General features: G+C 62.8%; 15 protein-coding genes. 8 read left to right on the top strand and 7 right to left on the bottom strand.

The window, feature by feature from the left end; all coding sequences use genetic code 11:
* Window positions 1-2: 2 nt before the first annotated feature.
* The 4 genes from AC1DVV_RS22190 to AC1DVV_RS22175 all read left to right on the top strand — a co-directional run bounded on the left by AC1DVV_RS22190 (window position 3) and on the right by AC1DVV_RS22175 (window position 3,425).
* The gene (locus tag AC1DVV_RS22190; RefSeq protein ID WP_477702708.1) at window positions 3-758 is read left to right on the top strand and encodes a tRNA-uridine aminocarboxypropyltransferase; all 756 of its coding nucleotides are present in this window, start codon (window positions 3-5) and stop codon (window positions 756-758) included.
* A 138-nt stretch (window positions 759-896) separates the two neighbouring features.
* The gene (locus AC1DVV_RS22185; protein WP_477702707.1) at window positions 897-1,265 is read left to right on the top strand and encodes a hypothetical protein; all 369 of its coding nucleotides are present in this window, start codon (window positions 897-899) and stop codon (window positions 1,263-1,265) included.
* Between the two features lie 108 nt (window positions 1,266-1,373).
* Window positions 1,374-2,276, top strand: coding sequence for a hypothetical protein (locus tag AC1DVV_RS22180; protein WP_477702706.1), 903 nt, complete (start codon window positions 1,374-1,376; stop codon window positions 2,274-2,276).
* A gap of 228 nt (window positions 2,277-2,504) precedes the next feature.
* Window positions 2,505-3,425 (top strand): hypothetical protein, encoded by a 921-nt coding sequence (locus tag AC1DVV_RS22175; protein WP_477702705.1) that lies wholly within the window; start codon window positions 2,505-2,507, stop codon window positions 3,423-3,425.
* Between the two features lie 164 nt (window positions 3,426-3,589).
* On the opposite strand, the gene AC1DVV_RS22170 is transcribed toward AC1DVV_RS22175, so the two are convergent.
* On the bottom strand, window positions 3,590-3,778 hold the full coding sequence (locus AC1DVV_RS22170) for a hypothetical protein (RefSeq protein WP_457282012.1): 189 nt from the start codon (window positions 3,776-3,778) through the stop codon (window positions 3,590-3,592).
* Between the two features lie 202 nt (window positions 3,779-3,980).
* Between AC1DVV_RS22170 and AC1DVV_RS22165 the strand changes: the two genes are divergently transcribed.
* Genes AC1DVV_RS22165 through AC1DVV_RS22155 form a run of 3 tightly spaced genes read left to right on the top strand, consistent with a single transcriptional unit; the run spans window position 3,981 to window position 6,817 of the window.
* Window positions 3,981-4,793 carry a MipA/OmpV family protein gene (locus tag AC1DVV_RS22165; RefSeq protein WP_477702704.1) on the top strand — a complete coding sequence of 271 codons (813 nt, stop codon included), beginning with the start codon at window positions 3,981-3,983 and terminating at the stop codon, window positions 4,791-4,793.
* A gap of 40 nt (window positions 4,794-4,833) precedes the next feature.
* Entirely contained in the window at window positions 4,834-5,541 is a 708-nt protein-coding gene (locus AC1DVV_RS22160; protein ID WP_477702703.1) for a response regulator transcription factor, read from the top strand.
* A 7-nt stretch (window positions 5,542-5,548) separates the two neighbouring features.
* Complete coding sequence (locus AC1DVV_RS22155) at window positions 5,549-6,817, top strand: sensor histidine kinase (RefSeq protein WP_477702702.1); 1,269 nt, start codon at window positions 5,549-5,551, stop codon at window positions 6,815-6,817.
* Window positions 6,818-7,015: 198 nt separating this feature from the next.
* Here AC1DVV_RS22155 and AC1DVV_RS22150 read toward each other — a convergent pair whose 3' ends face one another.
* From AC1DVV_RS22150 to AC1DVV_RS22125, 6 genes are all read right to left on the bottom strand, one after another.
* Window positions 7,016-7,723 carry a B3/B4 domain-containing protein gene (locus AC1DVV_RS22150; protein WP_477702701.1) on the bottom strand — a complete coding sequence of 236 codons (708 nt, stop codon included), beginning with the start codon at window positions 7,721-7,723 and terminating at the stop codon, window positions 7,016-7,018.
* Between the two features lie 71 nt (window positions 7,724-7,794).
* Window positions 7,795-8,697: an AraC family ligand binding domain-containing protein gene (locus tag AC1DVV_RS22145; protein WP_477702700.1), complete on the bottom strand. Its 903-nt coding sequence runs from the start codon at window positions 8,695-8,697 to the stop codon at window positions 7,795-7,797.
* Window positions 8,698-8,760: 63 nt separating this feature from the next.
* On the bottom strand, window positions 8,761-9,765 hold the full coding sequence (locus AC1DVV_RS22140) for an ABC transporter ATP-binding protein (RefSeq protein ID WP_477702699.1): 1,005 nt from the start codon (window positions 9,763-9,765) through the stop codon (window positions 8,761-8,763).
* Window positions 9,762-10,736, bottom strand: coding sequence for an ABC transporter ATP-binding protein (locus AC1DVV_RS22135; protein ID WP_477689763.1), 975 nt, complete (start codon window positions 10,734-10,736; stop codon window positions 9,762-9,764). The genes AC1DVV_RS22140 and AC1DVV_RS22135 overlap by 4 nt, the downstream gene beginning before the upstream one ends.
* On the bottom strand, window positions 10,733-11,674 hold the full coding sequence (locus tag AC1DVV_RS22130; RefSeq protein ID WP_477667689.1) for an ABC transporter permease: 942 nt from the start codon (window positions 11,672-11,674) through the stop codon (window positions 10,733-10,735). The genes AC1DVV_RS22135 and AC1DVV_RS22130 overlap by 4 nt, the downstream gene beginning before the upstream one ends.
* 15 nt (window positions 11,675-11,689) lie before the next feature.
* Window positions 11,690-12,661, bottom strand: coding sequence for an ABC transporter permease (locus tag AC1DVV_RS22125; RefSeq protein WP_477667688.1), 972 nt, complete (start codon window positions 12,659-12,661; stop codon window positions 11,690-11,692).
* A gap of 463 nt (window positions 12,662-13,124) precedes the next feature.
* Between AC1DVV_RS22125 and AC1DVV_RS22120 the strand changes: the two genes are divergently transcribed.
* On the top strand, window positions 13,125-14,168 hold the full coding sequence (locus AC1DVV_RS22120) for a porin (protein WP_477702697.1): 1,044 nt from the start codon (window positions 13,125-13,127) through the stop codon (window positions 14,166-14,168).
* The last annotated feature ends 73 nt before the right edge of the window (window positions 14,169-14,241 follow it).

The raw sequence follows: 14,241 nt of genomic DNA, 5'->3' as shown, positions 1-14,241 counted from the left end.
CTATGACTTCCACCTCCCCAGCCGCTCACGCAGTTTCGCGCCTGCGCACCGCGCGGCTGGCGCGCGCCTCCAAACCTTTTCTGGCCCGCGGCGGCCCGCGCAATGTGCGCTGCGCCGGTTGTCGCCTGATGCCCAGCCACTGCATGTGCGCCCTGCGCCCCAGCGTGCCCACGCGCGCGGGTGTGTGCCTGGTCATGGCCGACATCGAGGCGCTGAAACCCAGCAACACGGGCTGGCTGATTGCCGACGTGGTGGCGGACACGTTTGCGTTTGAGTGGGCGCGCACCGAGGTTGACCCTGCGCTGCTGGCCCTGCTGGCGGATCCGCAGTGGCAGCCCTACCTGGTGTTTCCGGGCGAGTTTGTGGCGGCTGAGCGGGTGGTGGCGGATGTGTTGCCTGCCGACTCAACAGATAGCCAGAATGCCAAACGCCCGCTGTTTGTGCTGCTCGACGCGACCTGGCCCGAGGCGCGAAAGATGTTTCGCAAGAGCCCCTACCTCAACCACTTGCCGGTGCTGAGTTTGCAGAGCGAGCAGCTCTCTCGCTACAAGCTGCGCCGCTCGCAGCGCGACACGCACTTTTGCACATCTGAAGTGGCCGCCCTGTGCCTGGAGCTGGCCGGTGAAACGCATGCGGCGCAAACGCTGGAGGCTTACCTGGATGTGTTTACCAACCGCTATTTAAAAGCCAAGCAGCAGCAGCCTTTGGATCTGGAAGATGCGGCGCATCTTCAGCTCCGCAAATTGGCTCACCCCTGAAGGGACTGACACACCCCTGTTGGGGCTCACTGCGTGTAGCCCCCTCTCCCCTTGCAGGGGACGGGCGCCTTGCGGCCGGCGAAGCCGGACCGCGGCCCCTGCTGGTGAAGCCACGCCACGCAGTTATAGTCCCACCCCATGGCTAGACCCCCTTACCTGCGCAAACGGCCTTCCCCGTCGGACGAGAGCGAAGGCCTTCTTTGGCGGCTGGTGGCTGCGCTGGTGGCGATTCCGATTTTTGAGATCTCGCTTTACCTGGGCCTGTACCTGATTCTTTCGCCGCGCAGCCTGAGCTACCTTTTCATGGCCATCCCCTTGTGGATGCATGGCGTGTACGCCGGCACGGCCGCGCTGGTGGGTTTGCTGTTTGGCTTTAACGGCATCACCTGGCTGCTGGGCCATCTCTTCATGACGCACCATGAAAACGAACGCAACCGCCTGGTAACGGCGCTGCTGTGGAGCGGGCTGGCGGGGCTGGCGTTTGTGGCTTCGCGCTTAGTGCCTTAGTGCCTTAGTCCGCGCGCTGACATCTGCTTGCATTGAGCCCGGCGCCGCTGGGCAACCGCTGTAATACATTCACTGCCTTCCTCACCCTTTCACATCACCTGGATACCCATGCGCCCAAGCTCCCGGCCTCTTTTTGGCACCACACTTGCCACCTTCGCCCTCACCGTGCTGCCGCTGGCCGGCGCGCTGGCTGTTACCCCGGCTGAACAGCCGTATGTCGGTGGCTACACCCAGGGCTCGGTCGATTCGCGTGCGCAGCTGATGCTGCTGGACGACAACACGTTTTGTTTTAGTTTCATGGGCGGCTCGCTCGACATGCTGGCCGGCGGGCGCTGGAAGGCCGAGGGCAACGGCGTGCGCCTGCAAGAGGTACGGCAAAACGGCTCCGTCTTCCCCGTCTTTGGCAAGCAGGTGCTTGAGCAGAAACAGACCGTGGAGTTTGACTTTCACGGCCATTCGCTGTCTCGCGCGGTGTCGGTCGCGTTTGCCACGGGCACCGACGAGACCTTGCCGACCAGCCTGCGCCGGCTCTTCAAGGACGGCCACAACGGCTGGTCTTCCAGCTACAAGCTGCCGCCCATGCCGGTGGCGCAGGTGCGCTACTTTTATATCGCCGACGCGGAAGTGGACGCCAACGGCCAGCCCAAACAGTTGCGCGTGGTGCAGTACCGGCGCGGCGACGCGAACACGCTGCGCGTGGGCTACAACCCGGCGTTTGGCAACCCGCCGCTGAACCAGCTTGCCACGCTGAAAGATGGTGAAGTGCTGCATGTAGACGGCAGCCGCTTTGGCCCGCGCAAGGAGCTGCCGGAAAAAGCACTGGAAAGAATACGCTCGGCCTGCATACGGCCCGCGCTGGCTGAGGCCAAGCGCCCCAGCGAAGAAGAAGCCGCAGAAATAGCGGCCGGACGCGCGACGTCCGTGAAACAGCCACCGCTGGTGCCTGTGAAAACCTTCTATCTGCCGCTGACGGCCCTGCAGGGCGCGGCGTATTTTTCTGAAGACAAGTAGGCTGGATGTGTCGCTGCGGCGGGCGCAATTTGCTACCAAATTAATAGCTGTTCGCGCAGACTCCTATTGGACTACAGGCACTTTTTATGCTTGAAGAAGCCCAACAGGGCTGCCTCCTTCGCCCCGGGGCCACTGCCGCGCACCGCAGCGCTGTTATTGATACCGGCGCAGCCAGGGCACCCGCTGTAATACATTCATTGGCTTCAACCCCCACCGGACTCACTGCCCATGCGCTCCATCTCCCAGCCTCTTGGCACCACGCTTGCCGCCTTCGCCCTCACCTTGCTGCCGATGGCCGGCGCGCACGCGCTGACTGCGGCTGAAAAGCCTTATGTGGGCGGCTACACGCAGGGCTCGGTCGATTCGCGTGCGCAGCTGATGCTGCTGGACGACAACACTTTTTGCTTTACCTTCATGGGCGGCTCGCTCGACATGCTGGCCGGCGGGCGCTGGAAGGCCGAAGGCAACGGCGTGCGCCTGCAGGAGGTTCGGCAGAACGGCGCGATCTTCCCCGCCTTTGGCAAGCAGGTGCCTGAGCAGAAGGAGACTGTGGCGTTTGACTTTCACGGCTATTCGCTTTCGAACGCAACGTCTGCCGTGTTTGCCACTTCCGGCAACGACGCGCTGCCCACCACGCTGCGCCCGCTGTTCAAGGAAGACCAGAGCAACTGGTCTGACAGCTACAAGCTGCCGCCCCTGCCGGCGGCACAGGTGCGCTACTTTTATATAGGCGACGTGGAGGTGGACGCCAACCGCCAGCCCAAACGGCTGCGCGTGGTGCAGTACCGGCGCGGCGATGCGAACACGCTGGCCGTGGGCTACGACCAGTCGTTTGGCAACCCGCCGCTGAACCTGTCTGCCACGCTGAAAGGCAGCGTGCTGCATGTAGACGGCAGCCGCTTTGGCACACGCGACGAGCTGCCGGGCGAAATCCTTGAAGGCATACGCGCGGCCTGCATACGGCCGGCGCTGGTGCCGGGCGCCAAACGCCCGGCCGAAGAGGGCAGCGAAGAAGAGGCCCAGGACAAAGCCGCCGCAGCCTTGGGTAAGGTGGTGGTGCGCAATGCGCCGCTGGCGCCGGTGAAAACTTTCTATCTGCCGCTGACGGCGATGCAGGGCGCGCCGTACTTTCCCGGCACGGAGAAGTAACTCAAAGCAGGCCACGGCTGGTTACCGTGGGCGGCCGCGATTTGCTCCTGAATTAATAGCTGCTCGCGCACAGCCTTATTGGGCTGTAGCCACTTAAAATTGCGATTGCGCATTGAGGTTGGCGGACCCGCAGCCCGCGCACCACCTTTCCCGGCATCACCTCCTCATCGCTTGCGCCCGCGCAACGCGCCGGGCTTGCCAGTCCATGCGCCCAAAAAAAACATCGAAAAAAGCGGCAGCGCGGCCGTGGCGGAAGGGTCGCGCTTGAGCGGGTGCGGGTTTGTTTCGGCGCGGGCTGCGGGCTTGGCGGCCGGGGAAGGTGCGGCGTAAGGGCGGGCTTGGCGTTTTGTCATCCTGAGAGGTCCGGTTTCAAAAAGGGAAAAGGAAAGCAAAGGCGGTGATGGTCGGCGCTGGCTGTCGCCGGGATGTCGCGATGCGTGCTTCCACACCGCATCCGGCCGCGACATCTCCGCGACAGGGGGGCGGCACAGTGCGTCCAGCCTGGCGATCCGCCGGCGGCCTTTTTCCAAAAACCGTCCAAGAGGAAATCTCCCTATGAAGCGCAAATCTGTTGTTGTTCCCGCCGGTGTGGTGTTGCTGTCGGCGCTCACGGGCGCTACGGGCATTACGGGCGCCTATGCGCAGCCCAGGCCCGAGCCCGGGGCTTCACCTTGGGGCCTGGGTGTGGGCGTGGCGGCCCGAACCGACATTTACGCGGGCGAAAGCACGAAGCTGCGCGCGGTGCCGCTGATCAGCTACCAGGGCGAGAAGTTCTTCTGGCGCGGCATCAGCGGTGGCTACCACTTGCTCAGCCGCGACGGTTTCACATTCGATGCCACCCTGGGCGCCCGGCTGGGCGGCATCAAGAAAGATGATTTCGGCGTAGCCGAGCTTGCGGCCCGGGGCATCAACCGCAACCTGCTGGAAGACCGCGACGGCGGCCTGGACCTGGGGATTGCCGGGTCCTTCAAGGGCCAGATGGGCGTGGTGGAGCTGGCGCTGAAGGCCGATGTGTCGGGCACGAGCAAGGGTTACGAGGCCTCGGCCAAATACGGCTATCCGCTGCAGTGGGGGTCAACCACGATCACGCCCAACATTGCGGTCAGCCATTACTCGGCCAAGCTGGCCAACTATTACTACGGAACACTGGACACGGAAGTCGCCCGCGGTGTGGTGAACTACAAGCCGGGCAGCGCGGTGATTCCGCGTGTCGGTATTGAGGTGATGCGGCCCTTTGCCGACAAGTGGATTCTGGCGGGCGGCCTGTCTTACAGCGCGCTGCCAAACAAGATCCGCAACAGCCCCTTGGTGGACAGGGACGCTAATGGAGTAACTTCTGTTTTTGTCGGGGTTTCGAGGAAATTCTGACACCCGCCGCGCCACCACGCGACCGAGATAGAGGACCGAGATGAACATGATTGAAGGCCCCTTGAGCATCCTGATCGTCGAGGACAACGCGCCCATGGCGGCGAATATCTACGACTACCTGGAAGCCTGCGGCCACAAGCCCGACGCCGCGCCCGATGGCAAATCGGGGCTGGGCATGGTGCAGGCGAATCACTACGACGCGATCGTGCTGGATTGGATGATGCCGCGCATGGACGGCCTGACGATGCTCACGCAGCTTCGGGGCGAACTCAAGTCCAGGACGCCGGTGATCATGCTGACGGCCAAAGACCAGCTGGACAACAAGCTGCAGGGCTTTGAAGCCGGGGCCGACGACTACCTCGTCAAACCCATCGCGTTGCCGGAACTTGAAATGCGGCTGCGGGTGCTGGTGACGCGCAGCCATGCGGCGCAGGCCCCGGGGCAGGTGCTGGAAGTCGGCGACCTGCGCTTCAACCTGCAGTCGCTGGTCGTGACCCGGGGGGACCGCGAGCTGTCGCTGTCGCCGATCAAGCGGCAGATACTGGAGGTCTTGATGCGACGCTCGCCGCACGTCGTGAGCCGCGAACACCTGGAGTCGCAGATCTGGGGCGAGCGCACACTGGACAAGGACATCCTGAGGTCGCACATGCACCTGCTGCGCAAAGAGGTCGATGGCGAGGGCGCCCCGAAAATCCTGCACACCGTGCTCGGGCAGGGCTACAGCTTGCGGGTGCAGGATGGCGAATAAACGGCGCATGTTCGACCTGCATTGGCGCATCAGCGCCCTGTTCGTCGCTTTCGGGGTGTTGCTGGCTTTGGGCGTCACTGTCTCGGTCGGCTTCGGCCAGGTGATGATCACGCACCCGGTGTGGGAGCAGATACTGCGCTCGACCACCCAGCATTACATTGCCGGCAGCACGGGCAAGCAGCCCGTGCCTTTGCCGACACAGGGCGCCTACAAGGGATGGCACCTCAAGAGCGGCACGGCCTTGCCCGCCGACATGCCGCCCTACCTGGCCACGCTGCCCGCCGGGTTCTACAGCGAACAGGACCTGGACCGGTTTGACGAGCACGACTACGCGGCCCTGGTCACGCCGGTCGCGGACGGCCGCGTGGTCACGGTCATTGACATGACCGACATCGAGCAGCTGCAGAACAAGGTCGGCATCGGGGGCTTGATCTTTGTGCTGGTCAACCTAGCGCTGGTGGGCGCCACGCTGCTGTGGCTTCACGGCAGCCTGCGCAAGCCGGCCAGGGCCCTGGCGCAGCACATGGAAGCGCTGGACCCGGAACAGCCGTCGCAGCGGCTGTCGGTTGACTACCCGCAGGCGGAGCTGCACGACATCGCGGTACAGGTCAACCGCCACCTTGAAAGGGTGGAGCGCTTCATCGAGCGGGAACGCAGCCTGCTGGACCAGGCCAGCCATGAGTTCCGCACCCCGGTCGCGGTGATCAGCGGCGCGGTGGACGTGCTGGCCAAACAGGCGTTGCCCACGCAGGCCAAAGGCCCGCTGGACCGGATTCGCGGCACGGTCGACAACCTGACCGAAACCATGGGCGCCCTGCTTTACCTGTCGCGCGAGCCGGATGGCAACGCAAGGGTGGAGACCACCCGGGTCGACCTGATTTTGCAGGAGCTGATGCAGGACCATGAGCACCTGCTGGCCTTCAAGCCCGCGCGCTATGTGCTGGTGGAGTGCGTGAGCCTTTCTGTCAATGCGCCGGAAGCGATGGTCAGGATCGTCATTGCCAACCTCCTGAGGAATGCGGCCGAGAACACGCAGAAGGGGGACGTCACGGTCAGCCTCACGCCGCAAAGGCTGCGGGTGAGCGACTCCGGCGAAGGCTTCGACGCGGTGGAGGCCGCGCGCAGCTACAGCGCGGCCTTGCAGACGTCCATGAAGCCCGGCGGCGGCCGGGGGCTGGGGCTGTTTTTGACGAAGCGGATCTGCGAGCGCTTCAAATGGTCGCTGGCCATTTCGTCAGCGGTGAGCAAAGGCTCGGTGGTGGACATTCGCTTCTAGTTTCCAGCTTCTGGTTTCAGGCATTCACCGTGCCCGGAAAAGACGCGGGGTAACGCAGGGCGGCAGCAACGCCGGGCGGGGAGGACGGCCCCATGTTGCTACCAAATTAATAGCTGCTTGCGCACATTCTTATTGGGTTGCAGCCACTTTTTATGCCTGAAAATGCCTTGAAAAGACCTCAATCAGACCCTGCGACCTTTATCCACCCGGAAAATCAAACTGCGGCGCGGTGCTGCTGAGCACCGCGGTGACGGGCGCGGCCGGCCAGGCGGCGGCCAGCTCGGTGGCAAGTGTGCTGATGAGGCGGCGCACGTCATCTGCCGCCGCGGCGTGCAGGGCCTCGGCCACGATGAGCACGCTGTGCGTGGCGGCGCTGACCGCCGAGAGGCCGCTTTGCCGATTAGTCCAGCGGCGGGCGTGGGCTGCGGGCGGCTGGGCGGCGTCGGCAAAGATGACTTCGTGCGGCTCGGGGCTTTCTGTTTCGCCGCTGAAGGCCTGGTAGCTTTCAGCGCCGGTGGCGTAGCGCACCTCCAGCTGCTGCGCCACCCGGGCCACGTCAAACACGGCGACGGGAATGGCGAACGCAATCGACACGGCGTTGCACAGGTCAACCAGCGGGTGCAGCTGCGGCAGCGACCCTTCCTTGCGGAAGCGGCGCAGCAGTGATTCAGATGCGCAGCGGTATTGCGTGGGCTTGAGGCCCATTTTTGAAAAGGTACGACGCCAGGCCTGCACTTCGGGCAGCTCGCCTTCAGCGTTGGTGGCCAGACGGGTGGCAGCGATGGCGTTGAAGCGGGCAACCTGGGCTGAGACGTCTGCATCGGCCGTGATGCCAGTGGCGGCCAGCACGCCGGGCACCAGCTCAGGGTAGTCGGCCCAGATGGCCGGGGAATGGCGGAAGAACATGCGCGACGGCCTTTTTTTAAAAAGTGAAACAGCGGCCAGCATGCCGCCGCGCGCACCAGCCGTCTTGAACGTTATTGCAGCGAGCTTTTGGCCATGGCCTGCTGCCAGGCGCCGGGCGTGAAGCCGAACTGGCGGGCGAACAGCCGCGTCATATGGCTCTGGTCGGCAAAGCCGCAGGCCGCAGCTGCCTGCGCCAGCCCGGCGCCGCTGCGGATGAGGTCGCGCGCTCGCTCGGCACGCTGCTGCAGCAACCAGGCGTGGGGCGTGAGGCCGAAGGCCCTTTCAAAACGGCGCAGCAGCTGAAACTTGCTGAGGCCGGCCGTGCGGGCCAGCTCCGTCAATGTGGGCGGGGCGAGCAGATCAGCAGCCAGGTGGTCGCGGGCGCGGTGCAGCTCAGGCGAAGAAGGTGAGGTGGACGATGAGACTTGCGATCGCGTGACAGGTGAAACGGCATGACGGTGCAGCAGCAAGGCACAGGCGCGGACCAGCGCCTCTTCACACGCGAGGGGATCTGCACCGCGGCGCCCCGCACCGGCGTCCCACTGCTGCAGGTGGCCGAGCAGGTGTTGCAATGCTGTGCGCAGGCGCACGTCCCGCGCGACGGGGCGCGTGAGTTCGATGTCAGTGGCCCGCGAGGTGTCTTCCGCATCAGCCACAAGGGACGCGATGACCGCAGGCTCAAAGTACAGCATGCGCCAGCGCCGCGAAGGGCCGCCCAACGGCCGGCCGTCATGCACTTCACCGGGGTTGCACATGATGACGTCACCTGCATAAGCATCAACCGGGCCGCGGCCACTGGCCGAGCTTTGCGCGCCCTGCTCCATCAGCCCTACGCCATAGACGGAGTGCCAGTGGCGGCCGAAGTGGCGCGCGCTTTCCATCTGCGTGGCGTAGATGCCCGCCCACGGCGAGCCGAAGACACGGCCCTGGTGGGCGGATGATGCGGATGCGGATGCGGAGGGCATGGGCGTCATGATGCATCGGGAATGCGCGGCGCGCCAGCCCTCCTGGCGCACTCTCAAGGCGGCACCCTGGTGTCAGGGCTCCGCAGCTTTTGAAGTGGTGGTATTCAGATGGCAGGCCGATATTTGCGACGGCGCGACCTCAATCAGGGCCGGCCGGACTTCCCGGCAAATGGGCATGACATGCGGACACCGGGGGTGAAACGCGCAGCCACTGGGCACGTTCATCGGGCTCGGCATCTCGCCCGCAATCGGCCTGTACGTCAGCGGTTTCGCGTCCATGCGCGGCGCGTCGGCAATGAGCGCCTTTGTGTAGGGGTGGTTGGGTTGGCTGAAGAGCGTCTCTGTTTTGGCCAGCTCCACGATGCGGCCGAGGTACATGATCGCGACCCGGTCGGCCAGGTATTCCACCACGGCCAGGTTATGGCTGATGAACAGGTAGGCAAGGTTCTGCTCTCGCCTGAGCTTCTGGAAAAGATTGAGAACCTGCGCCTGGATGGACACATCAAGCGCGGAAACGGCCTCATCGCAGACGACCAGCGATGGCTTCAGGGCCAGCGCCCTTGCGATCGCAATTCGCTGCCGCTGCCCACCCGAGAACTGGTGCGGATAGCGTTCGCCGTAACTGGCGTCAAGACCCACCTGTTCCAGGAGACCCCGCACGAAGGGGGCTTTGTCTTTGGCAGAAATCAACCCGTGATAGATGGCCGCCTCGCTGAGCAGCTGATCAACACGCAGCCGCGGATTGAGCGAGCCATAGGGGTTTTGAAAGACCATCTGGACGTTTCGATGAACATCCGAAAGATAGGGCTTGCCCGGCACCTGGTGGACCACAACGTCACCGCTGGACGGTTCCAGAATGCCCGCCACAATCCGCCCGAAGGTTGATTTGCCGCAGCCCGACTCGCCCACCAGGCCGACCACCTCTCCCGCCTCGATCTGCAGGCTGACGTCACTCACTGCGGACACCTGTTTGGGCGTCTTGCGAGCCAGCTTCAATTTGTGCGCCAGTTGCCCGCTCCAGGTTTGCGCGGCGCCAAACCGTTTCGAGACATTGGCCGCTTCAAGTATCGTGGTCATGAGTTGTGGGTGGTATAGGGATGAAAGCAAAGAAACTCCCGGTCATCTGTCCGGGTCAGGCCGGGCATCTTTGTGCACGCTTGCGTTGCCCGGCTGCAGCGGGGTGCGAACGCGCAACCGGACGGCAGATTGAGCAGGGGCGGCGTACTTCCTGGAATGGGCTTGAGCAGGGAACCGCGATCCTGTGACTTGGGCAATGAGTCGATCAAGCCGCGTGTGTAAGGATGTCTCGGCGACCTGATCACGTCTGCGACCGCGCCTTTCTCGACGATCCGGCCGGCGTACATCACGCACACGTAGTCGGCGAGGTCTTTCACCACGCTCAGATCGTGCGTTATCCATACCAGTCCCGTTCCACGCTCTTTTGTCAGCTTGCGGATCTGGTAAAGGATCTGCGCCTGGATCGTGACGTCGAGGGCGGTCGTCGGCTCGTCGGCAATGATCACGGCCGGCTCGTTGACGATGGCGTTTGCGATGGCTATTCGCTGGCGCATGCCACCCGAGAGTTCATGCGGATAGGCGCGCATCCTTTCGGCCGGCGCCGGAATTCCCACCGCGGCCAACGCGGCGCATGCGCGCTCCGTGGCATCTGACCGGGATACTTTGGCGTGAATCCGGATGGTTTCCGTCAACTGGTCTCCCACCCGGATGACAGGGTTGAGCGACATCATGGGGTCCTGGAAAACCATCGCCATCTCTTTACCCCGAATCCTGTTCCATTCGCGGGCGGAGACGGAACGCAGGTTATTTCCCCGAAGGAGAATTTCACCGGCAACGATTCGACCGGGAGGATCCACCAGGTTCATCAGGGACATGGCCGTCACGGACTTTCCCGATCCCGACTCGCCCACCAAGGCAACGATTTGCCCTTGCCCGACCGAGAAGGAAACGTCGTTCACCGCCCTGGCGACGCCGGCCTTGGTCTCGAAATGGGTGGTGAGCCCATTGACCTTTAACGCACTTGTGCTCATACCTGATCCAGCTTGGGATTGAAAACAACACGCAGACGATCACCGATCAGGTTGATCGACCCCACCAGGAGCACCAATGCCAACCCCGGATAGACCGAGATCCAGTATTTGTTCGTGAGCATGTACTCGAATCCATTGGCAATCAGCAACCCCAGCGAAGGTTCTGTCTGGGGGAGCCCTATGCCCAGGAAGCTCATCGTTGCCTCCAGGCTGATGGCGTGTGCCGTCTGCAGGGTGCCCGTGACGATGAGCGTTCCCATGCAGTTTGGCAGCACGTGCCTGAACATGATTCGCCTGGGGGGCAGGCCTTGCCCCATCGCTGCCTCCACATACTCTTTTTGTTGCTCCACCAGCGCGGCCCCGCGCACGTTGCGGGCGTAGTACGCCCATTGAACAATGATCAGGGCCAGCAGGGTCTTGTCTACGCCCTGGCCCAGCGATGCCAAAAGTACCAGCGCGATCAGGATGGCCGGCAGGCTCAGTTGCAAGTCAACGATCCGCATGAAAAACGAATCAACACGTCCGCCAAAGTAGGCGGCCGTCAGGCCCACTGTTGTTCCGATACAAAGTGCGGCCAATGCACTGAGAAGGCCGACAGCCATGCTGATGCGAAGCCCGTAGAAGATTGCGCTGATCAGATCCCGTCCGGCGCCATCGGTGCCGAGGACATGCAGCATTCCGGTCGCTTCGCTGCGCGCACCTGGGATGAGTTCCGCGTCCACTATCGATACGGCGGCCAGGTCGTACGGATTTTGCGGTGAGAAAAGCGGTGCGCCCAGTGCCACGATGAGCAGCAGCCCAAAGACGACAAGCGCCACCAACGCAATTTTGCTGAGCAGGAATTGCCGCCGGATCCGGCTCCACGGGGTTTGTGCCGGCTGCGCCACTGGCAGGTCCGCCAGTTTTTCTTCCGGATTCAATGATTCGGTCTGGATCATGGGGTCACCTCATTTTTATTTGCTGCGGGCTCTGAGCCGGGGATCAAGAATCACATACAGGAGATCCACCAGAAGGTTGATGGAGACCACCAGAAGAACGGTGACCATCAGGTAGGCCACGACAACCGGCCTGTCGAGATGAAGGATCGAGTCAATGATGAGTTTGCCCATGCCTGGCCACGCAAAGACCGATTCGGTCACCACGGAGAAGGCAATGAGGTGACCGAACTCGAGCCCGACGGCGGTGACAACGGGGATCATCACATTCGGGGCGATGTGTCTCGCCAGGAGCCTTAACCCGGACACGCCTTTGGCGCGCGCAAACCGCACGTATTCCTGTTGCACCACATCGCGGGTTCCGGTCTCCGTCAGGCGGATCACCATGGCAATCTGGAATATCGCAAGCGTCGTCGCCGGAAGGATCATGTGCTTGAGGCCGTCCCATGTCAGGAAGCTGAAGGCGATGCCGAAGAGCTGTTCGGTGTCGCCTCGCCCGCCTGACGGAAGCCATCCGAGGTTCACCGAAAAGATGAGGATGAGGATGAGCCCCTTCCAGAACGTGGGAATGGTCACCCCCGCGATTGAAAATCCGGCAATGAGCTTGTGAACCCAGGAGTCCGGCATCAAGCCCGCGACGAGTCCGAGAGGGATACCGATGGCCAGCGCCAGTATCAGCGCGACAAACGCCATCTCCAGGGTTGCGGGCATGCGCTCCAGAACAATTCCCAGTGCCGGCCGGTTGAAGACAAATGATTTACCAAGGTCTCCCTCGACCGCGTGTTTCACAAACAGCGCGTACTGCTCGTAAATCGGCCGGTCCAGCCCCAGGCTGCGCGCCGCCACCTCTACTTCTTCGGTAGAAGCATTCGGGCTGACGAGCAGGTGTATGGGGTCGCCAATGAGGTGAATGCCCGTAAACGCGATGGCAGACATCAGCGCAACAACGACCAGGCTGTCGCGCATTCGCTGGAATATGGGGCCAAACATCAGATTGCGTCCTTATCACTGGCCGCGACAAGGGCCAACCCCTCATATCGCGCGCCGCTTCGCTCGAGCCCGCGGCCTCCACCCGGGGAAGCCGCAACAGGCCCCCTATTGCACGTCACTTTCATCAAAAACTCCAGTCAGCGGGAGGCCTCCCGCCGATACGTCACGTTCGCACAACTGCTCGCAATTTAGAGGCCAACCAGTGCCCTTGCCAGCTTTCACCTTGTGCATTCGCGGCAACAGCGCCACGAAATTTCTTGACAGTCATCACCGCTTCATGATCTAGTTGTAACGCTGTTTGATACAGTGTATCGCTAGTCAATACAAAAAAGCAAGCGAGTTTTCAGGATTTATGACGGTCGGCGAGGAGGGAAGCAGGAAAGACCTGGGCGAACTGCGCCCGTGAGCACCCATGCGGCGGCGAATGGTTCGCCGCCATTTACAAAACTTTCAGGAGTGAGAAATGAAATTGAAGATAGCCTGCCTGGCTGCGATTGGCGCCGGCGCAATAACCGCAATAGCCCCCGTCGCCGCGCTGGCGCAAAGCACGGTGACGATTTACGGGAGGATGGACACGAGCTTTGAGAACTCAAAGACCGGCTCTGTCACTCAGACTTTGATCACGGGCAACGCGTCCCGGTTCGGAGCCAAGGGAACCGAGGACCTGGGGGGAGGGCTGAAAGCGCTCTTTGGCCTGGAGATGGGAATCTCTTCGGACACCGGAGCGTCAAGTTCGCCCGTCTACCGCAACTCTTACGTCGGCATCAGCGGCGACTTCGGTGTGGTCAATATCGGCCGCATCGACTCGGCCGCGCCCAGCCGCACGCCGATCTATGCGATCCTGGGCCGCAACGTGGAGTACGTCATCCACGATGCCGGCGCCACCGCGATTGGCACCTCCATCTTCAACGCGCGCACCCGAGTGTCCAATGCCATCGGCTACGCCAGCCCGGTGATCAGCAACTTCGTCTTCCGCGCCGGCCATTACTTCAACGGTGAAGGCCTGCCGGAAACCGCGGCCGGCCCGGTCCGCTTTGAGAGCGACTACAAGCAGACCGATGTCTCGCTGAGCTACGGCGAAGGCGGCGGCCCGCTGGGCCTGGGCGTCGGCTACGGAAGGGACAGCAAACGCGGTGGTGCCCTGCTCAACGATTTCAGGAACAAGTGGATGCTGGTGGGCTCCTACGACTTCGGGGATATCCGGGCCTGGGCGGTCTACAACCGTGACAACTTTCAGGGCAATGCGCTGTCGCGCAGCAAGGTGGCGGCGCAGATGATCGGCGCCTCCTGGGACATCACGCCGAGCAGCAAGGTCATGGCCAACTACATCCGCAAGGATGTCCAGAGCGATCCGGCGGGCAAGCTCAAGCGCTTCCAGGCGGGTTACTCCTACAAGATGAGCAACCGCACGTCGCTGTACGGCTTTTATGACCGCTCGGACCCGAACAACCGCGTCGCCAATGACGTGATCCGCGTTTACGGCGTGGGCATTCAGCACAACTTCTGAGCGCCAGGAGCTGGCGTAACTAGCTGATACGCAAAGCCCGCCTCCGGCGGGCTTTTGTCATGGCTTTTGTCAT

Source organism: Polaromonas sp. P3_B4, assembly GCF_056402835.1.
Note: the sequence above shows the minus strand (reverse complement) of the source record. Positions and strands in the feature narration are given on the sequence as shown.

Coding starts and splice junctions, on each gene's coding strand:
- AC1DVV_RS22190 (WP_477702708.1), top strand. CDS start 3: ATGACTTCCACCTCCCCAGCCGCTCACGCAGTTTCGCGCCTGCGCACC.
- AC1DVV_RS22185 (WP_477702707.1), top strand. CDS start 897: ATGGCTAGACCCCCTTACCTGCGCAAACGGCCTTCCCCGTCGGACGAG.
- AC1DVV_RS22180 (WP_477702706.1), top strand. CDS start 1,374: ATGCGCCCAAGCTCCCGGCCTCTTTTTGGCACCACACTTGCCACCTTC.
- AC1DVV_RS22175 (WP_477702705.1), top strand. CDS start 2,505: ATGCGCTCCATCTCCCAGCCTCTTGGCACCACGCTTGCCGCCTTCGCC.
- AC1DVV_RS22170 (WP_457282012.1), bottom strand. CDS start 3,778: ATGACAAAACGCCAAGCCCGCCCTTACGCCGCACCTTCCCCGGCCGCC.
- AC1DVV_RS22165 (WP_477702704.1), top strand. CDS start 3,981: ATGAAGCGCAAATCTGTTGTTGTTCCCGCCGGTGTGGTGTTGCTGTCG.
- AC1DVV_RS22160 (WP_477702703.1), top strand. CDS start 4,834: ATGAACATGATTGAAGGCCCCTTGAGCATCCTGATCGTCGAGGACAAC.
- AC1DVV_RS22155 (WP_477702702.1), top strand. CDS start 5,549: ATGTTCGACCTGCATTGGCGCATCAGCGCCCTGTTCGTCGCTTTCGGG.
- AC1DVV_RS22150 (WP_477702701.1), bottom strand. CDS start 7,723: ATGTTCTTCCGCCATTCCCCGGCCATCTGGGCCGACTACCCTGAGCTG.
- AC1DVV_RS22145 (WP_477702700.1), bottom strand. CDS start 8,697: ATGACGCCCATGCCCTCCGCATCCGCATCCGCATCATCCGCCCACCAG.
- AC1DVV_RS22140 (WP_477702699.1), bottom strand. CDS start 9,765: ATGACCACGATACTTGAAGCGGCCAATGTCTCGAAACGGTTTGGCGCC.
- AC1DVV_RS22135 (WP_477689763.1), bottom strand. CDS start 10,736: ATGAGCACAAGTGCGTTAAAGGTCAATGGGCTCACCACCCATTTCGAG.
- AC1DVV_RS22130 (WP_477667689.1), bottom strand. CDS start 11,674: ATGATCCAGACCGAATCATTGAATCCGGAAGAAAAACTGGCGGACCTG.
- AC1DVV_RS22125 (WP_477667688.1), bottom strand. CDS start 12,661: ATGTTTGGCCCCATATTCCAGCGAATGCGCGACAGCCTGGTCGTTGTT.
- AC1DVV_RS22120 (WP_477702697.1), top strand. CDS start 13,125: ATGAAATTGAAGATAGCCTGCCTGGCTGCGATTGGCGCCGGCGCAATA.